This window comes from Bacillus cereus group sp. Bce019 (assembly GCF_051781745.1).
Classification (GTDB): Bacteria; Bacillota; Bacilli; order Bacillales; family Bacillaceae_G; genus Bacillus_A; species Bacillus_A cereus.
The window spans coordinates 1-22935 of record NZ_JBPWJX010000035.1 but is presented as its reverse complement, the minus strand read 5'-3'; the positions used below and the strand labels follow the sequence as shown (position 1 = coordinate 22935).

Sequence of the window (22935 nt, the reverse complement as noted above, 5' to 3'; positions counted from 1 at the left end):
TCCCGTGGTGTAGTGGTTAACATGCCTGCCTGTCACGCAGGAGATCGCCGGTTCGACCCCGGTCGGGACCGCCATTTCATATAAAGAAAAGAACGAAACAAGTTGTTTCGTATTTTTTTATTTGTTTTAACAAAAAACTAATAAAGACAGTCAAACTATCCTTAGGACAACTCCTAAGGACTTTTTTATATATTCAAAACCTGTATAATAAAGAGCAGAGAACATTGTGAGTAAAGTAGGTGAAGTCTGTGAGTAAATATGAAGTAACAACAAAATCTTCTGAGGAAACACAAAGGTTATCAGAAAAACTAGGTGAGCTCGTAGAGGCACAAGACGTAATTATTTTAGAAGGAGATCTTGGAGCTGGTAAGACGACTTTTACAAAGGGACTAGCAAAAGGTCTTGGAGTGAAAAGAGTTGTAAATAGTCCTACCTTTAATATCATTAAAGAATATAAAGGAAGATTACCGCTATATCATATGGACGTGTATCGCTTAGCAGAAAGTGAAGAGGACTTAGGCTTTGATGAATATTTCTACGGTGAAGGAATTACGGTAGTAGAATGGGCTCATTTAATAGAAGCATATTTACCGAATGAAAAGTTACAAATTAGTTTATTCCATGCTGGAGATGACACAAGAAAAATTATACTCGAGCCAATTGGAGATCGCTATATTAGATTATGTGAGGAGCTATTACAAGATGAAAGTACTAGCAATTGATACTTCAAATTACGTAATGGGTGTATCCCTTATTGAGGAAGAAAACGTAATTGGGGAAATCATTACAAATTTAACAAAAAACCATTCTGTACGTCTTATGCCAGCTGTAGAGAAACTGTTAAAAGAGTGTGGCGTAAAACCGAAGGAATTAACTAAAATCGTTGTAGCTGCTGGACCTGGATCCTATACAGGTGTTCGTATAGGCGTGACAGCGGCGAAAACATTAGCTTGGTCACTTCAAATACCAATTGTAGGTGTATCAAGTTTAGAGGTAGTAGCTGCAAACGGTGCTAACTTTAACGGGTTAATTTGTCCTTTATTTGATGGAAGACGTGGGCAAATTTATACTGGGTTATATACATATGAAGGAGAGCAGTTAACTTCAATAGAAGAAGACCGAATTATTCTTATTGTAGACTGGTTGCAAATGTTAAAAGATAAAGGACAGCCTGTTTTATTTATCGGTAACGATGTTAAATTGCATAAAGAAACAATTATAGAACATTTAGATGATCAAGCTGTATTCGCTCCATTTACTAAAAATAACCCAAGACCAAGTGAGCTAGCATTCTTAGGATTACAAAAAGAAGAACAAGATGTGCATACGTTTGTTCCAAGCTATCTTCGTTTAGCTGAAGCTGAAACAAAGTGGTTAGAAAGTCAAAACAAGTAGGAGCTTGCAGAAGATGGATATGATATTTAGAAAGATGGAGCTTGATGATATTGCTCAAATTGTAGCTATTGAAGAAGCGTCTTTTTCAACTCCTTGGACTGCAGATGCCTTTCACCGTGAATTAACGATGAATGAACATGCACATTATATTGTGTTAGAAAAAGATGGTCGTGTAGTCGGGTATTGTGGATTGTGGATAATTATTGATGAATCACATATAACAAATATAGCTATTTTGCCAGAATACCGAGGTCAAAAGTTAGGAGATGCCCTATTGAAAGCAGTTATTTCTGAAGCGAAAGAACTAGGGGTAAAAACAATGACACTTGAAGTACGTGTATCAAATGAAGTAGCAAAGCAGTTATACAGAAAATACGGATTTCAAAATGGTGGGATTCGTAAACGATACTATGCAGACAATCAGGAAGATGGTCTCGTAATGTGGGTGAATATATAATGGAAAAAAATACGATTATACTTGGTATTGAAACAAGTTGTGATGAAACAGCAGTAGCAGTTGTTAAAAATGGAACGGAAATTATTGCGAATGTCGTTGCATCACAAATTGAAAGTCATAAACGTTTTGGCGGCGTTGTACCAGAGATTGCATCACGTCATCATGTAGAAGAAATTACAGTTGTGTTAGAAGAAGCTTTAAAGGAAGCAAACATCACATTTGATGATATTGATGCAATTGCTGTAACAGAAGGTCCTGGTTTAGTAGGAGCACTTCTAATTGGAGTAAATGCAGCGAAGGCAGTAGCGTTTGCACATGATATTCCGTTAGTCGGTGTTCATCATATTGCTGGTCATATTTATGCGAACCGTTTAGTAAAAGAAGTTCAATTCCCGTTATTATCACTTGTTGTATCTGGTGGGCATACAGAACTTGTTTATATGAAAGAACATGGTTCATTCGAAGTAATTGGTGAAACACGAGACGATGCAGCTGGAGAAGCATATGATAAAGTAGCTCGTACGTTATCTATGCCATATCCAGGTGGTCCTCATATTGATCGCCTTGCACATGAAGGAGAACCGACAATTGATTTGCCTCGTGCATGGCTAGAACCGGATTCGTATGATTTTAGCTTTAGTGGATTGAAATCAGCAGTTATCAACACTGTGCATAACGCAAAACAGCGCGGTATAGAAATTGCACCAGAAGATTTAGCAGCAAGTTTCCAAGAAAGTGTAATAGATGTACTTGTAACGAAAGCAGCTCGTGCAGCAGAAGCTTATAATGTAAAGCAATTACTTCTTGCTGGTGGAGTAGCTGCTAATAAAGGACTTCGTGCGCGATTAGAAGAGGAATTTGCACAAAAAGAAAACATTGAATTAATTATTCCGCCGCTATCTTTATGCACAGATAATGCAGCGATGATTGCAGCGGCAGGGACAATTGCTTATGAACAAGGTAAGCGTGCAACATTAGCCTTAAATGCAAATCCAGGATTAGATATTGAAGCATAGTTATACACATAATTAACCACAGGCTGTGGATAAAACCCATATTATCTGTTGATAATGTGGGTTTTATTGTGTATATAAAATGTTGATAACTTTTTTATTGACTGTGGATAATGTGGAAAAGTTATTTTGATGTTTATTTTATAAAGGTGGATATGTGTATAAACTTGTGGATAAATAGGTTGATGTCAGACCTTTGAATTTGTTCTTTTTCGGGAAATAAAAAGCAAGAAGATATCCCCGAAAAACATTTTGAAACATCTCCCCATTATAGAAGATGCTAATATTGTCAATCTTTGTCGTTAAAACGATATTTCGTGTCGAATTGTTAATATATATAGGGTTACAATAGATATATTTAAAAAATCGTTAGTATATTCTAAGTTACGATAGATATATTCAAAAAATTGTTTAAGTACTAAAAAAAGATGTCACATAGTCAAAAATCCTGACTTATGAGACATCTTCCTTATTTAAATATGCTTATACATGCAGCTCTTCCCATTCTGCCATACAAGTTTCAAGTTGTTCTTGTAGCGTTTGCTTTTTAGTTGTAATTTCACTAGCTTTTTCATAATCTGCATATATTTCTGGTAAGCAAAGTTGATCTTCTAACGTAGCAATTTCTTCTTCTAATTCCACTATACTTTGTTCTAGCTCTTCAATTTTTCTAGTGCGTTGACGCTCTAGTTTTTTACGCTCTTTTTCTTCTAAATAATTTAATTTCTCTTGTGCAACCACCTTTTGAACAGGAACGTCACTTTCTTGCTGTTCAAGTTCTGCACGTTCAATCATTTCATTTTTCTTTTCAACGTAGTAATCGTAATCCCCTAAATATTCCTGTGCACCTTCTGTTGATAACTCAACCACAGTCGTTGTTACACGGTTAATAAAGTAGCGGTCATGTGAGACGAATAGAAGAGTCCCTGGGTAATCAATTAAAGCATTCTCCAAAATCTCTTTACTATTTAAATCAAGGTGGTTCGTAGGCTCATCTAGAATTAACAAATTTGACTTTTGCATCATAAGTTTTGCAAGAGCTAATCGAGCTTTTTGTCCACCACTAAGGGAAGATACTGGTTTCAGTACATCATCTCCTGTGAATAAAAAATTCCCAAGTATAGTACGGATTTCTTTTTCCAGTTGCAGTGGATATTCATCCCATAGTTCATTTAAAACCCGTTTAGAAGATGTTAAGTTTGCTTGTTCTTGATCATAATAACCAACAGATACATTTGATCCGAAAGAAACATCACCATTTAATAGTGGTAACTTATTCACAATGGATTTTAACAATGTGGATTTCCCAATTCCGTTTGGACCAACTAAAGCAACACTATCTCCGCGAGTTAAGCGCATAGTTACATGTTCAATTATAGGGTTTTCATCATAGCCGATGGTTGCATCATTTACTTGTAAAACATCATTTCCACTTTGTTTTTCAATATCGAAGTGGAATGATGCTGACTTAGAATCCCCTAATGGTCTCGTTAATAATTCCATTCTGTCTAGTTGTTTACGGCGACTTTGAGCACGTTTCGTTGTAGAAGCGCGAGCTATATTCTTTTGAACGAAGTCCTCAAGTTTTGCGATTTCATCTTGTTGTTTTTCGTAACGTTTCATTTCTTGCTCATATAATGCTGATTTTAAGTCTAAATATTTACTGTAGTTACCAACAAATCGTCTGCTTTCTTTATTCGAAATTTCATATACTTGTGTAACCAGTTTGTCTAAGAAATAACGGTCATGTGAGACGATTAATATTGCGCCAGGATAACCTTGCAAATATTGCTCAAGCCATGTTAATGTTTCGATGTCTAAATGGTTTGTAGGCTCGTCCAAAATAAGTAAGTCTGGTTTTGTTAATAATAATTTCCCGAGAGCTAATCTTGTTTTTTGCCCGCCGCTTAAAGTAGAGATCGTCGTCTGGTGCGTTTCAACTGGGAAGCCAAGGCCGCTTAAAATGGAGCGAATATCCGCTTCATATTGATATCCACCTTGATCTTTATAATTGAGTTGTAGTTGGTCATAATCAGCTAACAATCTTTCGTATGTAGCTTCGTTTGAAAAGTTTTCTTCTTTTCCCATTTCTTGCTCAAGCCTTCGAAGTTTTGTCTCCATTTGCTGTAAGTGGGTAAAGACGGTTAGCATTTCATCCCAAATTGTTAAAGACGTTTCTAGTCCAGTATTTTGAGCTAAATATCCGATTGAGACATCTTTCGGTTTTATAATTTCGCCACCATCATGAGATAATTCACCAGCGATAATTTTTAATAATGTAGATTTTCCTGCTCCATTCCTTCCAACTAATGCGATACGATCTTTTGTTTGTACTTCCAATTTTATGTTTGCAAGAATCGTTTCTGCACCGTATAATTTCGAAAGCGCGTTTACTTGTAATAAAATCAATGTTTTCACCTCAAATAATTTCTTAACTTTGCCATGTTTATATTTCTCAATCATACTAAAAATAGTGTATAGTTTAAAATAAAGAGAGAATACTTCTTCTCTTTATTATACAAGGAATTTAATGAGTGCTAAACTTCTGTATTTGATTAAAGTATATGAATAAAGATAGGAAGAGAGGAGAGGTCATATGGATCAGCAAAAGATTCCACAAGCCACTGCTAAAAGATTGCCTCTATACTATCGATTTATCCAAAACTTATCTCTTTCTGGTAAGCAGCGTGTTTCATCGGCCGAATTGAGTGAGGCAGTAAAAGTAGATTCCGCAACAATACGAAGAGATTTTTCGTATTTTGGAGCGTTAGGGAAAAAGGGATATGGATATAACGTAAATTATTTATTATCATTTTTCCGCGAAACACTTGATCAAGATGATATAACACGTGTAGCACTTATTGGAGTAGGTAATTTAGGGACCGCTTTCTTACATTATAATTTCACGAAAAACAATAATACAAAAATTGAAATGGCATTTGATGTTAGTGAAGAGAAAGTTGGAATAGAAATCGGGGGCATTCCTGTATATCATTTAGATGAATTAGAAGAGAGATTATCAAATGATATACAAGTGGCAATATTAACAGTACCGGCTACAGTAGCACAAGCTGTAGCAGATAGATTAGCTGAAACAAGCGTGCACGGTATTTTGAATTTCACACCAGCGCGATTAAACGTATCAGAGAATATTAGAATTCATCATATTGACTTAGCTGTAGAGTTACAAACATTAGTTTACTTTTTGAAAAACTATCCACAATAAAACGCAGAGGAAGCGACCTCTGCGTTTTATTATTGTTTCTTCTTTGTGAATTTAACTAATATAAGGCGAAGTGCCAAATTAAAATCAATTGTTGCCATAACTGCAAATAGTATTGTCCACATATTCCAGATTGTATCTGTCACGTTCGTAATGGCGAAGCGTGTAAAGATACATCCAAGAAGGAAGTATAGTGCAGCCATGAACAATGGTGAGTTTCTCATACAAAAAATCCTCCGATAAAGCCTTGCATTTTTTCAGCTTCTTTAATCATTTCTTGAATTTGTTCATTGCTCATAAAAATTTGCCCAATAGCGACTAATGTATTCATCGCAACATGAGCTGCAATCGGAACGATAATACGTTTCGTCTTCACATATAAGAAGGCGAATACGAGCCCCATAGCAGTGTATACCAATAAGTGAGTAAAATCAAAATGAATTGCTGCGAATACAAGCGAACTAATGATAGCTGCGATAAAGAAGTTAAACTTCTTATAAAGCGTGCCGAATAGAATTTTTCTAAATACGATTTCTTCTAAGATAGGTCCAATTATAGAAACAACAATAAGGAACCAAGGTGTCGTTCTTGCAATTTCCATCAGTTTCATTGTATTTTCTGAACCTTGTTTAATTCCTAGCAGCTGCATCTCGATCATACCGGCAACTATTTGTGAAAAGAAAGCTAAGAAGAACCCGATAAAAATCCATCCAATAGTAGCTGGAACAGAAGAGCGCATTGCATCTAAATGCCTGTCACGAATATCTGTTCTAAGTAACCAAAGTACGATACATAATGCAACAAAGAAGCTAATAATTGCCCAGTGTCCTGTTATGATTTGTCCTTTTTCCTCAATGGTAAATCCTCTATTATCATAGAGTCCTGTTTTTAGGAGAAGTGGTAATCCAACAACGCCAGATAACTGCATTAAAATGTATGTAACGATAATCCACCAGTATTGTTTCTTCAAATGGTTTAACCATCCTTTCTAACTATAGTGTATGAGATAAGTTAGGATAACATGTAAATATGCTACCTACGATATAAACCTCTTGAATTATGTTTTTTTCATAAATCCTTATTTGAAATTATAATAGAAGACAGGAGAAAGTTGTATGTGTAGCGAAAACAACTTAGGGTGTCCTTTCATATTGTAACATACGAGCAGTGGAAACAACGATTCATATAGTAAAGGCAGTATTGTATATAGAAAGTTTATATAGTGATTTGCGAAAAAATTATGATTTTTTTACTTGCAAAAGAAATTGAGATTATTTATTATTATAAGTGTGTTAGCACTCGGATGACTTGAGTGCTAATAAAAGAAATTTACATAACAAAATGAGGAGGTTATTGTTCATGCTAAAGCCATTAGGTGATCGCGTTGTAATTGAGCTTGTTCAAGCAGAAGAAAAAACAGCAAGTGGTATTGTATTACCAGATACTGCAAAAGAAAAACCACAAGAGGGTAAAGTTGTTGCAGTAGGTACTGGTCGAGTGCTTGAGAATGGTGAGCGTGTTGCTTTAGAGGTAGCAGCAGGTGATCTTATCATCTTCTCAAAATATGCAGGTACTGAAGTGAAATATGAAGGTACAGACTACTTGATTTTACGTGAAAGTGACATTTTAGCAGTTATCGGTTAATTATATAAATCTTAAAAAATCCAAGGGGGTCAATTATTATGGCAAAAGATATTAAATTTAGTGAAGAAGCACGTCGTTCGATGCTTCGCGGTGTCGACACTCTTGCAAACGCAGTAAAAGTTACGCTTGGACCAAAAGGTCGTAACGTTGTACTTGAGAAAAAATTTGGTTCACCACTTATTACAAATGATGGTGTAACAATCGCAAAAGAAATCGAATTAGAAGATGCATTCGAAAACATGGGTGCGAAATTAGTAGCAGAAGTTGCTAGCAAAACAAATGACGTAGCTGGTGACGGAACAACAACTGCAACTGTATTAGCGCAAGCTATGATTCGTGAAGGTCTTAAAAACGTAACAGCTGGTGCGAACCCAATGGGTCTTCGTAAAGGTATCGAAAAAGCTGTTACTGCTGCAATTGAAGAATTAAAAACGATTTCTAAACCAATCGAAGGCAAATCTTCTATCGCACAAGTAGCTGCTATTTCTGCAGCTGACGAAGAAGTAGGTCAATTAATCGCTGAAGCAATGGAGCGCGTTGGTAACGACGGCGTTATTACTTTAGAAGAGTCTAAAGGATTCACAACAGAATTAGACGTAGTAGAAGGTATGCAATTTGATCGTGGATATGCATCTCCTTACATGATTACTGATTCTGACAAAATGGAAGCAGTTCTTGATAACCCATACATCTTAATTACTGACAAAAAGATTTCTAACATTCAAGAAATCTTACCAGTATTAGAGCAAGTGGTACAACAAGGTAAACCACTTCTTATCATTGCTGAAGATGTAGAAGGCGAAGCTTTAGCTACATTAGTAGTGAACAAACTTCGTGGTACATTCAACGTAGTAGCTGTTAAAGCTCCTGGATTTGGTGACCGTCGTAAAGCAATGCTAGAAGATATCGCAATCTTAACAGGTGGCGAAGTAATCACTGAAGAATTAGGTCGTGACTTAAAATCTGCTACAGTTGAATCTTTAGGACGCGCTGGTAAAGTTGTTGTTACAAAAGAAAACACAACTGTAGTTGAAGGTGTAGGAAGCACAGAACAAATTGAAGCTCGCATCGGTCAAATCCGTGCGCAATTAGAAGAAACAACTTCTGAATTCGATCGTGAAAAATTACAAGAGCGTCTTGCTAAACTAGCAGGTGGCGTAGCAGTAATTAAAGTAGGTGCAGCAACTGAAACTGAGTTAAAAGAGCGCAAACTTCGCATTGAAGATGCACTTAACTCAACTCGTGCAGCAGTAGAAGAAGGTATCGTTGCAGGTGGTGGTACTTCACTTATGAACGTATACACAAAAGTAGCTTCTATCGTAGCTGAAGGTGACGAAGCAACAGGTATCAACATCGTACTTCGCGCACTAGAAGAGCCAGTTCGTCAAATCGCAATCAACGCTGGTCTAGAAGGATCTGTAGTTGTAGAGCGTCTAAAAGGCGAAAAAGTAGGCGTTGGTTTCAACGCAGCTACTGGCGAATGGGTTAACATGCTTGAGTCTGGTATCGTAGATCCAGCTAAAGTAACTCGTTCTGCACTTCAAAACGCAGCATCTGTTGCAGCTATGTTCTTAACAACTGAAGCTGTAGTAGCTGACAAGCCAGAACCAAATGCACCAGCAATGCCTGACATGGGCGGCATGGGCATGGGCGGTATGGGCGGAATGATGTAATAAGCATCACTCTGTGAAGCTGTGCAATGTATAAATAGTTAATTAGAAGGCTACTTCCTTGATAGGGGAGGTAGTCTTTTTGTTATGAAAATCAATAGAAATTGTTAATCTTTAGCTATTTTTCAATTTTTTATATGGTTTTATTGAAAATATAGATATAATTAGAATGCATATTAGTAAATGAGTATATTGAAGATTGAATATATCATTTTTATTTTAAAATTGATTATAGTGAATTTTGTATTTAAGAAAAATGTATATTAACCTCGCATTATGTACAGGAGAAGAGTAAAAAAGGAGAAAAGTAAATGAAAAAGGTAAAGTCGCATCAAGAGATTACGGCTGCAGAAGATAAATCTATTGGTTTTGAATATCAGTATTATTATTTTTTATATTTAATTCTAGGTTTAGAATCAGGTGAATCTATAGGTTTAGAAATTAAAGATGATATTCATATTGACTTTCCAAATAATCAACAAGCATTATTACAGTTAAAACATTCGGTTCAGACCAATTCTAAAGGAGAAGTAATAAACCTTCGAGAAAGTGATGTTGATTTATGGAAGACTATTTTTAATTGGGTTAAAGTAATTAATGATAGTGTTGAGGGCCGGACGGAGATAGATTTACAAATTGAGTATATGGAAAAGACAAACTTTATTTTGGTTTCTAATAAGGCTTATAATATGACAAATCTATTCCTTGTTAATCTTCAGAAATATCAACAAGGTACTTTTAGTATAAGTGATTTTAAAGGTTACCTTCAAGAAAAGTATAATACAAGAATAGGAAAACAGGATACACAGAAAAACAATGAAAAAACAGGGGAAGACAAATTACTTATTTATATTAATGAATTGCTAAATCAAGAAGATAAGTGGCTTGAAACGTTTTTGAAGAAGCTAAGCTTTGATTTAGATGAAGATAATTTAATTGAACGTATTAAGTTAAGGATAAAAGAAAAATTTATACCTGAAAATAGGATAGAAGATGTATTTAGCAGCTTGGATAGCAATATAAGAAGAGATAATTATATTGCCATAAAAGAGCAGAAAAGAATTGAATACAGTTTTGATCACTTATACGAGAAATACACAAGGTGCTTTTTAATTGGACGAACGAATAAACGAATAGTAAGAAGAGAAAATCCTTTAATTCCTGATAATCCTGAAGAGCAATTATTCATAAAACAATTAGAGGATATAGAAATCATCTCAACAGAGGATGAGGATTATCAAGAACAAATCGTTAAGCGAACAATAGCTAAATTACTTACTTATAATAATTTAGAACAGTGGAAGCAAGAAGGGGAATTAATGGATACAGAGAAAGAGAGATTTGACAAAGAATCAATATATGAATGGGAAGTTGCATTTGATTCCACTTATATGAAGTTAAAAAGAAAAATGAGAAGAAAGGAAGGGTGTATAGATGAAGATGAATTGATAGATTTAGCAAACGATTGTTTAGTTGAAGTGTTAAGCAAAAAAATTGAATTCGATGGATTTGAATTAGATTTAGAAATGAGCAATGGTCAATACTATTTACTTTCAGATAAGCCTTTAATTGGTTGGAGATATGATTGGGATAAGAGGTATAAAAATGAGTAATCAAAATACTATTTTTCATAATGAATTGATAGGTTTAATTTCAATAATGTCCATACTTAGGTATCAAAAAAAAATAAGTTTAGGTAAGTCCATGTTGATTTATCCATTTTACGCTCATAAAAACACATTAAATGTTTTAAAGAGAAAAAATATTAAAATTAGAAGTATAGAAGAATTGATTGTAAAGTACCCTTCAAATTTTTCTAATTTTAATGAAAGATTTTATTCCTTGCTTCCGGTAACAATCAATTCGATTATTATATTGAATAGAATGAAGTTAATAAATATAAGAAATGGCTATTTATATTTAAATGAAGAAAATTCCTTTGATTTGATGAACGATGGCCTTGGAAAACGAGTAAAAGATATTGTTCAAGCTAGTGAAAAGTTGAATGATATATTAAAAGAAGATACTAAAAATTTATATGTTCAATTGAGGGTGAGATTATGAGGTTTTGTATAGAAACTATAACATTGTGGCTTCGAAATAATAAAATCAGAACATTAAAGTTTGAACCTAATAAGGTAAATGTTATAACAGGAGCTAGTGGTACTGGAAAAAGCGAAATAATATCTATAATAGATTATTGTTTCTTTTCGAGTAGTGCTGCGATTTCTGAAGAGAAAATTAATGAAAATGTAGATTGGTATGGAATAACTTTTAGTATCAATGGTAAGCGTTTTACTATAGGACGAGAAAAAATAATTAAGAGAAAGGGTTCAACTAATTATTTTTATTCTTCAGAAGGACAAATTCCTGTAAAGCCATATTCCACCATATCCGAAAGCGAATTAAAGGAAATAATTCAAGCTGAATTTTCTATTGATAGCAATTTGGTTATACCATATAGCGGTAAAAGCATGAAGGCTGGTAGCAGAATATCCTTTAGATATTTTTTATTATTCAACACGCAGTCGGGGAATATTATTTCAAATAATGAAGTTTACTTTGATAAACAAAATATAACTAGATACCGAGAGGGATTGGACAGAGTATTTGATATTGCTCTTAAGATTGAGGAAATAGAAAATATATTAATTAAAGAAAAGATAAATACAATAGAAAAAGAAATCGCTAAAATCTGTAAAAAACAGTCTTTAATTGATAAAGAAAAGCTATTATTTAGAACAAATATCAAAACTGATATTAAGAAAGCAAGAAAATATAATTTAATCGATGAAGAGTATATTGAACCGGAACGATATATGGATGTTTTAAAGAATTTGGTGAATACCCAAAATTTACAACAAGTATCCTATTCATTTGCTGAAATTGATGAATTAAACAAGGAAAGAAATAGTTTGATTCGTAGAATAGGGAATTATAATAGGTTGCAGAAAGAATATAAGAATTACATAGAAATTGAAAAGAATAACTATGACAGTTTAAAGCCGATAGAATATATTAAGCAAAACTTTAGTGACCTCTTGTTACTACCAGAAATTTCCCTGTTATTAAAGGATATGGAAGCTGAATTTACTCTAATAAAGCGAGAGATTAATAGTAGAAGACCATTTAACTTGAATATAGGTGATGAATTAATTGATCTTAAGAAAAAGTTATCTGATGTAGATAACAAAATTGCGCAATATCCTCAATCAAATGATTCCCTTGCATTAGCAGGGGAGATGGAGAAAATTCTTTTCTTAGGCGAGTTAAAGTATAAATTGTCATTATATGAAAATGAAAATAATAAACAAGATTTTAGTGAAGATATAAAAGAGAAGGAAATAGAGTTAGTAAGGTTACAAAAATTAGTACGTGATGAAAAAATGGATAAAGAATCATTTAAAAATATGCTAGAGAATTTAATACAAAACTATATAGATAAGGTAGGAGTTGCTTTAGGAAATTATCAAGGTTATAGGGCGGTATTTAATTATAATAATAAAACGTTATCTTTAAGAGCACCAGAGTCTATGTATGCTTCTTATGTAGGAAGTAGTTCGAATCACTTATTCATGCATTTATGTTTATTCTTAGGATTACATGAAGCGAGTATTATACAAAAATCACCGTATATTCCTCAATTTATGATTTTAGATCAACCTAGTAGGCCGTACTATGGTGAAGAGGATGACAATTGGAGTAAAGTTGAGGTAAGTGATAAAGGAAAGATAACTACTGCTATGAGATTGTTGGATGAATTTATTAGTCATATAAATGAAAAATATAAAGAGGAATTTCAATTTATTGTTTTGGAACATATCCCTAAAAGTGTTTGGAACGGAATGAAGAATTTTCATTTAGTTGAGGAATTCAGATATGGTAATGCCTTAATAAATGAATGATAGTGTGTTTGTTAATAAGTCGAATTTTTATTTATGAATTATAAAATCTTTTTTATTTGATAAAAGTATAGTCATACGAAACCCTGCGTATGACTATACTTAAGTCTGAAGTTTAACTATGTTAATTGTGGTACGGGACTGTTGCTTATAACTTGAGAGAATATTTCTTCGAAATTAACGGTCTTCCAATCTTTTCTCCATTCTTCTAAGAATTGGATATCCTCCGATTTTGGTAGCGGGTTAGCATCATTTATTTTAACGATACAAGGTGTAGATACTGAATCGCCGATTAATAGAGCCTCTTTAGTTTCTAATGTGGATAAAGAATCTGTATATCCTGTAAAACTGTCAGGGAGTAATCGTTTAACGTAAGTTTGGTCATCTGGATTTGTTAAACGCATAATTACAAAGTTGTTACACTGAGAAAAAACTGTAGGTGAAATCTCCGAAGGGCGTTGTGAAACAATCATACTAGAAAGCCCATATTTTCTTCCTTCTTTTGCGACCCTTTCAACAGAAACTCTAGTGTTTTTAAATTTTGAATCATTTAATTTTGGAATGTATTTATGGGCTTCTTCGAATACTAATAGGTATGGAGTATCGTTAGTTTGATTTAATCGAGTTTTATGATAACAATATTCAAAGGAAAACCTAGTTACAATAGATACAACAATAGATACAATTTCAAATGGGAGTGAGCTTAAATCAATAATAGTGATATTAGCATTTGGGGTATCCGTGTTAGAGTATCCTAAAATATTTTTCATGATTTTATAAAAGTCATTTGTATTACTTAAAGTGTTGGATAACATGAAATTTAGTCTGGTATCTAACATTTTTGTTTCAAATCTGGATAGGAATCTATCGAATTCACCGTAAAATGCGCCTTTTGCAACTTTTGCATTCAAGGTAGGATGCTTTGAATTACCGGTTAGTTGTAAAAAGTTAAGTGGCTCCCACATTTCTTCACTAATACCTTCTTCGATAATCGTAATGTCTTGACCTAGAATGGCGTAGTACTCAATTTCATCTTTAATATAATAGGATTCCCGGTTTTTATTATTTAAATAATTAAGAACCTCTTGTAAATTAAAATAAACAGGGCTATCGTATGTCACATTTAAGTGAGGATTATGTTTTTTTTTATTACAGATAACAGCCTTTTTAAATTGAGAAATTTGATTGTGTGAATTTGCTTCACTGGATTCGATAAAGAAATCTTCAAGTTCTTCTGAATTCATGAGCCAATAAGGTAAGTGCAAAGTGTTATTTTCGATACTTAAATATCGAGAGTTATAGTTAAATGCGCTCTGATATTCTCCGTGTATATCAAAAATTAGAATATGAGTATTTTTTAATAAATGAGTGTCATTTTTATTAGCCTCTTGAATTATTTTTGCTACTGTACATGATTTACCTGAACCAGTGGATCCTACAACTGCTAAGTGTTTAGAGAAAAATTTATCACCATCAACGCTAATTTGGATGTTTTCATCAATTGAATGATGAGAGAAAATAAATTGCTGGCCAGTATTTTGGAAAATACATTGTATTTCGCTTTCGGATAAAAGATTAACAGAAGAAGGAGGAATACTGATGTTTTTTAAACCTTTAATAAATTTTAATTCTTCCTCTAATGTTATTAATTGCCCAATTGGATAGGTTTCAAGAATGAAGTTTCCTGAATATTCATTACCATTAGTCACTTCACTTTGTTGGGAGAAATTTTCTGCCATTTTAAAGCTTTGAACCATAGTGATAACACTTTTAGAATTTCCATCTTCTATTTTTAAAAAAGAACCTATTTTTATTTGAGCATCAGTATTTTCGGTTTTCCATTTATAAAAGTCTATTATTTCTATAATGATTTTATTATTTTCAAAACTACGTACTCTTAATTGATTATCTTTTTCCATGTCTAAGCTCCTAGTAAGTTTAATAATTCTATATCTTCTATATTAGAAATTTTTAATACATTGGATTGAATGGTATTCTGTAAATCTACGACATTGATAGCATTATTAATAATAATATGAGTTGGACGATCAATTTGTATGTCTGATTTATGAGATTGGTAAGTTTCAAAAGATAATAGTCTATAATTGTAGCTAGCCATTTGAGTTTTCTGTCCATTTGGTTGAAGGTGTAACAAAGGTGAGTTACTAAAAACTGTGGAACAAAAATGGTACATTTCATAGCCATCATTAAAAAGTAAATCATGGTTTTCTGTTGAATTTATGGACAGTAAATTTCTTTTTAAGTTTATTATCTTTTCTGAATGATCATTTATTATTATTGTGAGTGGTAATGTGTCCTTTTTCGCGTTGTTTGCCACGAATTTATTAGCAAGATCAATAATAAATCTGCTAGTATGATCGTTAATGTCTTTAAGATATATGATATAAGAACTTGTGAATTTTTTTATATTTTTAGCTTGCATATATTTTTTTAGAAATGAGATATATGCTTTTTTGCCATATAGCCTCTGGATGATCGAATGCTGTAAAGTTTGGGATTGTGAATTTAGGTAATCTATAAATTGCTGTTTAGTAATGGTCCTTTCTTGCTGAGTTTTTTTAATTGCTAATTGATTTATGTAGTAAATTGAGTTTGCTAAAAATAAATTTTGACTTTCATATTCACTTATATTGAAGGTTGATTTGAGTAAACGTGTTAGTTGGTTGATAGATTCATCAAAATCAACAGCTTCTTCAAACTTTAAAATTTTTAAGAACGCAAGTTCATCGCTTGAAGACCAATTTAAACCAGCTAAAATTTTCTTTGCATTTGCATAATTTAACAAGGTTTGCAGATCCTGTTGAGTATCAATTGTCACTATGTTCTTATTAGAATCCGTATGTTTTTGTCCAAAATATGAGAACAGAACATAGTTGCTTGGATTTTGTGAGTTTGGATCAATGAAATGTTTGAACATGAGTGCGATAGGTTTATCTATTGTAGAAAGAGTGAATTTTTTCGCATCGTGATATTTATATTGTATTAATAAATTCTCTTCGGCTGATGCAACATCTAGGTCCTCGATACCTTCAATAGTAAAAGTGGTCTGTGAATCCTCTAATGAAAGTATCTTTATAGTGGATTGTATGAATTGATATGTAAAACCTAGGATTCCTGCTTCAGCACTGCGTGACTGTGTCATTGAATCGCCTCCTTTGGATAATTATAACAAGAAATATTATCTATATATAGATAATAAAAGACATATAAATTTAATTGAAAATATTTTTTGGGGGATATTCTTGACCTTTAATAAGTCTCAAATACCATATGGATATTTTGTTTAGTTACTTCTGCTATCAAGATAAGTGATGCTCTAGGAGTAATATGGAGTTCTTTAATAAAAAGCTGAGCTCCCCCACTAATTTAGGGTGTAGAAATATAAGAATACCTTATTTAAAGTCTTTATAGAGTGGTTCCAAGTATAAAGAATTTAATTTCTGTAGAATTTTGTCGCTTTCTCTCTTGACCATATTGATACTTCATTGTTAGAATCTAGGAAGATAATATAAAACGATCCTTCATATATCCTCAATGATATGGTTTGAGAGTCTCTACCGGGTTACCGTAAACAACCTGACTATGAAGGCAGTGTGTCTTATATTTATAAAGAGCGGAGACTATCTTTCTTTATAAAGCCAGACCCCTGCCTTTTCTTTGTTATGAGACTAGAGGCGGAGGACTGGCTTTTTTTATTATATTGGTAATGCTTTTCGCCAAATTGGTGAAAATATTTATATACGAGAACTAACGTTGGGGTGATTATTTTGAAGAAACAACACGATACAATTATCGTTTTAGATTTTGGAAGTCAATACAATCAGTTAATAGCACGTCGAATTCGTGAGTTCGGTGTATACAGTGAACTTCATCCACATACAATTACTGCAGAAGAAATTAAAGCAATGAATCCAAAAGGGATTATTTTCTCTGGTGGACCAAATAGTGTATACGGTGAAGGTGCATTACATTGTGATGAAAAAATCTTTGAACTAGGTTTACCAATCTTCGGTATTTGTTACGGTATGCAGCTTATGACGCAACACTTCGGTGGTAAAGTAGAGCGTGCAAATCACCGTGAGTACGGAAAAGCTGTTCTTAAAGTAGAGAACGAATCAAAATTATATGCGAACCTTCCAGAAGAGCAAGTTGTATGGATGAGCCATGGCGACTTAGTAACTGGTTTACCTGAAGGATTCGTAGTAGATGCAACAAGTGAGTCTTGCCCAATTGCTGGTATGAGCAATGAAGCGAAAAACTTATACGGTGTACAATTCCACCCAGAAGTACGTCACTCTGAGCACGGTAACGATTTAATTAAAAACTTCGTATTCGGCGTATGTGGTTGTTCTGAAGGATGGAACATGGAGAACTTTATTGAAGTAGAATTAGAAAAGATTCGTGAAACTGTTGGAGACAAAAAAGTACTATGCGCACTTAGTGGCGGTGTAGACTCTTCTGTTGTAGCAGTATTAATTCATAAAGCAATTGGTGATCAATTAACATGTATTTTCGTTGACCACGGTTTACTTCGTAAAGGTGAAGCAGAAGGCGTTATGAAAACATTTAGCGAGGGCTTCCATATGAACGTTATTAAAGTGGATGCAAGAGACCGCTTCATGGACAAGTTAAAAGGTGTAGAAGATCCAGAACAAAAACGTAAAATCATCGGTAACGAATTCATTTACGTATTTGATGATGAAGCGTCAAAATTACAAGGTATGGACTTCTTAGCGCAAGGTACACTTTACACAGATATCGTTGAGAGTGGTACAGCAACTGCGCAAACAATTAAATCTCACCATAACGTTGGTGGACTTCCAGAAGACATGCAGTTCAAATTAATTGAGCCTTTAAACACGTTATTTAAAGACGAAGTACGTGTATTAGGATCTGAATTAGGAATTCCTGATGAAATCGTATGGCGTCAACCATTCCCAGGACCGGGTCTTGGTATTCGTGTATTAGGTGAAATCACAGAAGAGAAATTAGAAATCGTTCGTGAATCTGATGCGATTTTACGTGAAGAAATTATTAAAGCGGGCTTAGACCGTGAAATCTGGCAATACTTCACTGCGCTTCCTGGTATGCGTAGCGTAGGTGTTATGGGTGACGAGCGTACTTACGATTACACAGTAGGTATCCGTGCGGTAACATCTATCGACGGTATGACAGCTGACTGGGCACGTATCCCTTGGGACGTATTAGAGAAAATCTCTGTACGTATCGTAAACGAAGTAAAACACGTTAACCGTATCGTGTATGATGTAACGAGTAAGCCACCAGCAACTATTGAATGGGAATAGTATTTATAAAAAGGTCCATCTATTGCTTATGCATAGGTGGATCTTTTTTATTTTGGTGTTAATACGAACAAAACTATAAAAGTTTATAAAAACGTTCGTTTTTAAATTGACAAAACTACTTCGTCGAGTTAATATGATTATGTAATTCAAACAAAAAGTGAATATTATAGCCGTCGTATAATATCGGGGATATGGCCCGAAAGTTTCTACCTAGCTACCGTAAATGGCTTGACTACGAGGCGTTTTTATAAAGGTGAGGGGAATCTTATCTTTATTCATAGAACGCTTCCATGTATATATGCAATGGAAGCCTTTTTTATTTCTCGGGATAAAAGAGGGCTAGGAGAAATGCGGCGAGTAATCATATAACGGGGGAAACGTAGGATGAAACGCTATTTTCAGTTTGATGAGCTCGGTACGAATTATAAGACTGAGTTCATAGCAGGGTTAACGACATTTCTATCTATGGCTTACGTACTATTTGTCAATCCTGCTACGCTGTCGCTTGGAAATGTTAAAGGGTTACCAGCAGGTACAGGGATGGATCCAGGTGCAGTATTCGTTGCTACGGCATTAGCGGCAGCGATCGGTTCGTTAATTATGGGTATTTTCGCGAAGTACCCAATTGCTTTAGCGCCAGGTATGGGAATTAACGCGTTCTTTGCTTATACAGCAGTGTTAACGATGGGTATTCCATGGCAAACAGCAATTGCCGGAACATTAATGTCAGGTATTATCTTTATTATTCTTACTGCTTCAGGTATTCGTGAAAAAATCATCAATGCAATTCCATCGGAGTTAAAGTTTGCAGTAGCAGCAGGTATTGGTTTGTTCATTGCATTCCTTGGATTCCAAAATGCTGGAATTATCGTGAAAAATGATGCTGTTCTTGTTGGGTTGGGGGACTTAACAAAGGGCACAACGTTACTAGCAATCTTCGGGGTTGTTACGACAATTATCTTCATGATTAAGAAAGTTAATGGTGCAGTATTTTACGGTATGATTCTTACAGCGATCTTAGGAGTGGCAACAGGATTAATTGATACTCCGAAAGCTGTAGTGGGAGCAATACCGAGCCTAGAACCAACGTTCGGCGTGGCGTTAACGCACTTCGGAGATATTTTCACAGTTCAAATGGGGATTGTTATTATAACGTTCTTCTTTATCGATTTCTTTGATACAGCAGGTACGCTTGTAGCGGTTGCGAATCAAGCAGGATTAATGAAGAACAATAAATTACCACGTGCCGGAAAAGCGTTATTTGCAGATGCGATTGCAACTGTAATTGGTGCGATTCTTGGTACATCAACAACAACGTCTTACATTGAATCGTCTGCAGGGGTAGCAGCAGGAGGACGTTCTGGATTTACAGCAGTTGTAACAGCAGGATTCTTTTTACTGGCACTATTCTTCTCGCCATTACTAAGTGTTGTAACGCCAGCTGTAACGGCGCCGGCTTTAATTATTGTAGGAATCTTGATGGTTTCTTCCTTAGGGGAAATTGATTGGAAGAAATTCGAGATTGCAGTACCAGCATTCTTTACAATTATCTCCATGCCACTTACGTATAGTATCGCAACTGGGATTGCGATTGGATTTATCTTCTATCCAATTACAATGGTTGTGAGTGGTCGTCGTAAAGAGGTTCATCCGATTATGTATGTTATGGGAGTTTTATTCGTACTATATTTCATCTACGTTCGTAAATAAAAGGGGTTTTTAAAGGTCTAGACTTAAGGGGAGTCTAGACCTTTTTGCGTCTTCAGAAAATCTTAAGGATTTCCGAGCGTTTTTCTTCAGAAGTTTTCCTATAATAGAAGTTAGGGATTAAAAAAGTGATGGGGGAGATATTGTGGCACACGAAACAATACTTGTCGTAGATGATGAAAAAGAAATTCGGAATTTAATTACAATCTATTTAAAGAATGAAGGATATAAAGTATTACAAGCAGGAGACGGAGAAGAAGGATTACGTCTATTGGAAGAAAATGAAGTACATCTAGTCGTATTAGATATTATGATGCCGAAAGTGGATGGTATTCATATGTGTATGAAGGTAAGGGAAGCGAAAGAAATGCCTATTATTATGCTTTCTGCCAAAACGCAAGATATGGATAAGATTTTAGGATTAACAACAGGGGCAGATGATTATGTAACGAAGCCGTTTAATCCGTTAGAGCTAATTGCACGAATTAAATCTCAGTTACGCCGTTATATGAAAATGAATGGTTTCGCTATTCAAAATGAGGACGAGTTAGAAATTGGGGAGATGAAAATCAACATCTCGACCCATAAAGTTATTGTAGAGGGAGAAGAAGTGAAACTAACTCCGAGGGAATTTTCAATTTTAGAATTGCTAGCTAGAAATCCAGGTATGGTGTTTAGTGCGGAGCAAATTTATGAAAAGGTGTGGAACGAACGATCTTTCCAGTCTGATAATACTGTAATGGTGCATATTCGAAAAGTGCGTGAAAAGATTGAGGAGAATCCAAGGAAACCTAGATATATAAAAACAGTATGGGGAGTGGGGTATAAGATTGAAAAAGGTATTTAATCCGTTTACTTATATAAGGAAAATAAGACAATTAATTGAGAAATTAGTAAAGAGCGTACGAAAGAGTATAAGGATTCAATTGATTACTACTTTTGCTGCTTGTGCGTTATTAGGAGTTTTGTCAGCGAAGGCAGCAGCGCCGTTTTTTGAGAATGCGAATCGTCAAGCAACTATCGATTATCGGGCTGGTATGGAACAAATTAATCACCAAGCTCAAGGAGCGGCAAATAGTTCGGTTCATGAAAATAAATTAGAAGCTATATCAAATATGATCGAAATGGAGAACCAAAATTTAGAGCAAGGGTCTAGAGCTTTGAAGATATTGGTTACTGATGAAAGTGGTAAAGTTTTATATAAAACAAAGCAAGCGCAAGAAGAGCAAATCGATTTGCATAATACGATTCGTAATGCAGCATCATTCGCGATTAATTATACAGATAGTAGAAATGTATTTGAAAGTACAAGAAAAGAGTTTATATCTTTTTCACCTATTACTATTGAAGGAAAGAATTTGTACATGTTTGTTAGCGGAATTCCAGAGGGAGAGGTAATATATGACACGCAAGAAGGACCATTCCCGTTTTTAATTGGTGTACTTGTATTCATTTTCTCTTTCTTCTATATAACAAAGAGAAAGATGAAGCAGATTGAAGCGATGGCACAAGGCGTAAAGGAAATAGAAAGAGGTAACTTAGCCTACCGCATTGAGAAAAAAGGTGAAGATGAGATTGCAGCTTTAACTGAGAATATTAATAATATGGCAGAAGAGCTTATGAATAATATAGAAAAGGAACGTAAATTAGAAAAGCAAAAGAATGAGCTTATCACAAATGTATCGCATGATTTGCGTACACCACTTACTTCTATTATGGGTTACTTACGATTACTTCGAGATTCTAAATATGAAAATAAAGAACAACACGATGAGTATACGAGAATTGCTTTTGCAAAGTCGGAGCAGTTAAAAAATTTAATAGAAGATTTATTTGAGTATACGAAGTTAACAAATGAACAAGTTGTATTAGAAAAACAAGAAGTATGTGTAAATGAGTTGCTTGAGCAATTAATAGAAGAGTTAGTACCGCAAGCGGAAGAGCATGGACTTACGTTTGTTAAGAAGTTTCCTGAGGAACGTGCTTATGCATCGATTGATTCGGAAAAGATGGTTCGTGTATTTGATAATTTACTAATGAATGCAATTAAGTATAGTAAAGATGATGGAGAGATAAAAGTTTCTCTTCAAAGGCAGCGTAGGGATATACAAATTGTAATTGCGAATCATAGTGAAGAGTTTACAAGAGAAGAGTTAGCGAATTTGTTTGAACGTTTCTATAAGAAGGATCAATCTCGAAGTAGAGTAACGGAAGGCTCGGGACTCGGTTTAGCGATTGCGAAAAGTATCGTTGAGTTACAAGGTGGTAGTATTCGAGCGGAATATAGGGATGGCACTATTCAATTTATCGTCTCGTTACCAATTATAGAAAAATAATAAATGAATAGAATGATATGTGATAAAAAGGCTTATTTTAAAAGAAATAAGCCTTTTTATATTTTTTATAAAAACATATTGACGATTATACTTTAGAGGTGTAATATAGAAAAAGTCGCCGATGACATTAACGTCGAAAGCGACAAACGAAATAAAAAACTTAGTTGACATCAATTAACGAAAGTGTTAACATAAGGAAGTCGCAAATGAGCGACCAAGTAGTTCTTTGAAAACTGAACGAAACAAACAACGTGAAACGTC

The 22935-nt window shown here is 34.3% G+C and carries 19 protein-coding genes and 2 riboswitches; of the genes, 14 read left to right on the top strand and 5 right to left on the bottom strand.

The window, feature by feature from the left end; genetic code table 11:
• Positions 1–248 precede the first annotated feature (248 nt).
• From tsaE to tsaD, 4 genes are read left to right on the top strand one after another with little or no spacing between them, the layout of a single operon-like run.
• Positions 249–722, top strand: coding sequence for a tRNA (adenosine(37)-N6)-threonylcarbamoyltransferase complex ATPase subunit type 1 TsaE (gene tsaE, locus ACS2QP_RS26565; protein WP_000049642.1), 474 nt, complete (start codon positions 249–251; stop codon positions 720–722).
• On the top strand, positions 703–1395 hold the full coding sequence (tsaB, locus tag ACS2QP_RS26560) for a tRNA (adenosine(37)-N6)-threonylcarbamoyltransferase complex dimerization subunit type 1 TsaB (RefSeq protein ID WP_000865739.1): 693 nt from the start codon (positions 703–705) through the stop codon (positions 1393–1395). The genes tsaE and tsaB overlap by 20 nt, the downstream gene beginning before the upstream one ends.
• Positions 1396–1408: 13 nt before the next feature.
• Positions 1409–1852, top strand: a complete 444-nt coding sequence (gene rimI / locus ACS2QP_RS26555; protein ID WP_000367190.1) for a ribosomal protein S18-alanine N-acetyltransferase — start codon at positions 1409–1411, stop codon at positions 1850–1852.
• Complete coding sequence (gene tsaD, locus ACS2QP_RS26550; protein WP_000414585.1) at positions 1852–2868, top strand: tRNA (adenosine(37)-N6)-threonylcarbamoyltransferase complex transferase subunit TsaD; 1017 nt, start codon at positions 1852–1854, stop codon at positions 2866–2868. The genes rimI and tsaD overlap by 1 nt, the downstream gene beginning before the upstream one ends.
• A gap of 480 nt (positions 2869–3348) precedes the next feature.
• Here the strand turns inward: tsaD and ACS2QP_RS26545 are convergent, their stop codons facing one another.
• Positions 3349–5274 (bottom strand): ABC-F family ATP-binding cassette domain-containing protein, encoded by a 1926-nt coding sequence (locus ACS2QP_RS26545; protein ID WP_438882995.1) that lies wholly within the window; start codon positions 5272–5274, stop codon positions 3349–3351.
• Between the two features lie 187 nt (positions 5275–5461).
• On the opposite strand from ACS2QP_RS26545, the gene ACS2QP_RS26540 reads away from it, so the two are divergent.
• Positions 5462–6091: a redox-sensing transcriptional repressor Rex gene (locus ACS2QP_RS26540; protein ID WP_086402535.1), complete on the top strand. Its 630-nt coding sequence runs from the start codon at positions 5462–5464 to the stop codon at positions 6089–6091.
• Between the two features lie 29 nt (positions 6092–6120).
• Here ACS2QP_RS26540 and ACS2QP_RS26535 read toward each other — a convergent pair whose 3' ends face one another.
• Positions 6121–6312: a YdiK family protein gene (locus ACS2QP_RS26535; protein WP_001246201.1), complete on the bottom strand. Its 192-nt coding sequence runs from the start codon at positions 6310–6312 to the stop codon at positions 6121–6123.
• Positions 6309–7058 (bottom strand): CPBP family intramembrane glutamic endopeptidase, encoded by a 750-nt coding sequence (locus ACS2QP_RS26530; protein ID WP_016125317.1) that lies wholly within the window; start codon positions 7056–7058, stop codon positions 6309–6311. Before ACS2QP_RS26530 ends, ACS2QP_RS26535 begins: the two co-directional genes overlap by 4 nt.
• Positions 7059–7447: 389 nt before the next feature.
• Here ACS2QP_RS26530 and groES point away from each other — a divergent pair, with 389 nt between their 5' ends.
• From groES to ACS2QP_RS26505, 5 genes are all read left to right on the top strand, one after another.
• Complete coding sequence (groES, locus tag ACS2QP_RS26525; RefSeq protein WP_000917311.1) at positions 7448–7732, top strand: co-chaperone GroES; 285 nt, start codon at positions 7448–7450, stop codon at positions 7730–7732.
• Between the two features lie 38 nt (positions 7733–7770).
• Positions 7771–9405, top strand: a complete 1635-nt coding sequence (gene groL, locus ACS2QP_RS26520; protein ID WP_001029993.1) for a chaperonin GroEL — start codon at positions 7771–7773, stop codon at positions 9403–9405.
• A 308-nt stretch (positions 9406–9713) separates the two neighbouring features.
• On the top strand, positions 9714–11015 hold the full coding sequence (locus ACS2QP_RS26515) for a hypothetical protein (protein ID WP_000756237.1): 1302 nt from the start codon (positions 9714–9716) through the stop codon (positions 11013–11015).
• Positions 11008–11466, top strand: a complete 459-nt coding sequence (locus tag ACS2QP_RS26510; RefSeq protein ID WP_097960712.1) for a three component ABC system middle component — start codon at positions 11008–11010, stop codon at positions 11464–11466. The genes ACS2QP_RS26515 and ACS2QP_RS26510 overlap by 8 nt, the downstream gene beginning before the upstream one ends.
• Positions 11463–13307, top strand: coding sequence for a DUF3732 domain-containing protein (locus ACS2QP_RS26505; RefSeq protein WP_401008045.1), 1845 nt, complete (start codon positions 11463–11465; stop codon positions 13305–13307). The genes ACS2QP_RS26510 and ACS2QP_RS26505 overlap by 4 nt, the downstream gene beginning before the upstream one ends.
• 116 nt (positions 13308–13423) lie before the next feature.
• Here ACS2QP_RS26505 and ACS2QP_RS26500 read toward each other — a convergent pair whose 3' ends face one another.
• Both ACS2QP_RS26500 and ACS2QP_RS26495 read right to left on the bottom strand, forming a co-directional pair.
• Positions 13424–15223 (bottom strand): ATP-binding protein, encoded by a 1800-nt coding sequence (locus ACS2QP_RS26500; RefSeq protein WP_000409804.1) that lies wholly within the window; start codon positions 15221–15223, stop codon positions 13424–13426.
• Positions 15224–15225: 2 nt separating this feature from the next.
• The gene (locus ACS2QP_RS26495) at positions 15226–16467 is read right to left on the bottom strand and encodes a hypothetical protein (protein ID WP_334447301.1); all 1242 of its coding nucleotides are present in this window, start codon (positions 16465–16467) and stop codon (positions 15226–15228) included.
• Between the two features lie 359 nt (positions 16468–16826).
• A riboswitch (purine riboswitch) is annotated at positions 16827–16928 on the top strand.
• A 164-nt stretch (positions 16929–17092) separates the two neighbouring features.
• Here ACS2QP_RS26495 and guaA point away from each other — a divergent pair.
• The 4 genes from guaA to ampS all read left to right on the top strand — a co-directional run bounded on the left by guaA (position 17093) and on the right by ampS (position 22674).
• Positions 17093–18631: a glutamine-hydrolyzing GMP synthase gene (gene guaA / locus ACS2QP_RS26490; RefSeq protein WP_000743909.1), complete on the top strand. Its 1539-nt coding sequence runs from the start codon at positions 17093–17095 to the stop codon at positions 18629–18631.
• A gap of 152 nt (positions 18632–18783) precedes the next feature.
• Positions 18784–18886, top strand: a riboswitch (purine riboswitch).
• A gap of 129 nt (positions 18887–19015) precedes the next feature.
• Positions 19016–20341: an NCS2 family permease gene (locus ACS2QP_RS26485; RefSeq protein WP_000833096.1), complete on the top strand. Its 1326-nt coding sequence runs from the start codon at positions 19016–19018 to the stop codon at positions 20339–20341.
• A 142-nt stretch (positions 20342–20483) separates the two neighbouring features.
• Positions 20484–21185: a response regulator transcription factor gene (locus ACS2QP_RS26480; protein WP_438882994.1), complete on the top strand. Its 702-nt coding sequence runs from the start codon at positions 20484–20486 to the stop codon at positions 21183–21185.
• Positions 21169–22674, top strand: a complete 1506-nt coding sequence (gene ampS / locus ACS2QP_RS26475) for an aminopeptidase AmpS (protein ID WP_438882993.1) — start codon at positions 21169–21171, stop codon at positions 22672–22674. The genes ACS2QP_RS26480 and ampS overlap by 17 nt, the downstream gene beginning before the upstream one ends.
• The last annotated feature ends 261 nt before the right edge of the window (positions 22675–22935 follow it).

Excerpts from the sequence above, each read along its gene's own strand:
- tsaB (WP_000865739.1), top strand. The coding sequence starts at position 703 with ATGAAAGTACTAGCAATTGATACTTCAAATTACGTAATGGGTGTATCC.
- rimI (WP_000367190.1), top strand. The coding sequence starts at position 1,409 with ATGGATATGATATTTAGAAAGATGGAGCTTGATGATATTGCTCAAATT.
- tsaD (WP_000414585.1), top strand. The coding sequence starts at position 1,852 with ATGGAAAAAAATACGATTATACTTGGTATTGAAACAAGTTGTGATGAA.
- ACS2QP_RS26540 (WP_086402535.1), top strand. The coding sequence starts at position 5,462 with ATGGATCAGCAAAAGATTCCACAAGCCACTGCTAAAAGATTGCCTCTA.
- ACS2QP_RS26535 (WP_001246201.1), bottom strand. The coding sequence starts at position 6,312 with ATGAGAAACTCACCATTGTTCATGGCTGCACTATACTTCCTTCTTGGA.
- groES (WP_000917311.1), top strand. The coding sequence starts at position 7,448 with ATGCTAAAGCCATTAGGTGATCGCGTTGTAATTGAGCTTGTTCAAGCA.
- groL (WP_001029993.1), top strand. The coding sequence starts at position 7,771 with ATGGCAAAAGATATTAAATTTAGTGAAGAAGCACGTCGTTCGATGCTT.
- ACS2QP_RS26515 (WP_000756237.1), top strand. The coding sequence starts at position 9,714 with ATGAAAAAGGTAAAGTCGCATCAAGAGATTACGGCTGCAGAAGATAAA.
- ACS2QP_RS26510 (WP_097960712.1), top strand. The coding sequence starts at position 11,008 with ATGAGTAATCAAAATACTATTTTTCATAATGAATTGATAGGTTTAATT.
- ACS2QP_RS26505 (WP_401008045.1), top strand. The coding sequence starts at position 11,463 with ATGAGGTTTTGTATAGAAACTATAACATTGTGGCTTCGAAATAATAAA.
- ACS2QP_RS26500 (WP_000409804.1), bottom strand. The coding sequence starts at position 15,223 with ATGGAAAAAGATAATCAATTAAGAGTACGTAGTTTTGAAAATAATAAA.
- ACS2QP_RS26495 (WP_334447301.1), bottom strand. The coding sequence starts at position 16,467 with ATGACACAGTCACGCAGTGCTGAAGCAGGAATCCTAGGTTTTACATAT.
- ACS2QP_RS26485 (WP_000833096.1), top strand. The coding sequence starts at position 19,016 with ATGAAACGCTATTTTCAGTTTGATGAGCTCGGTACGAATTATAAGACT.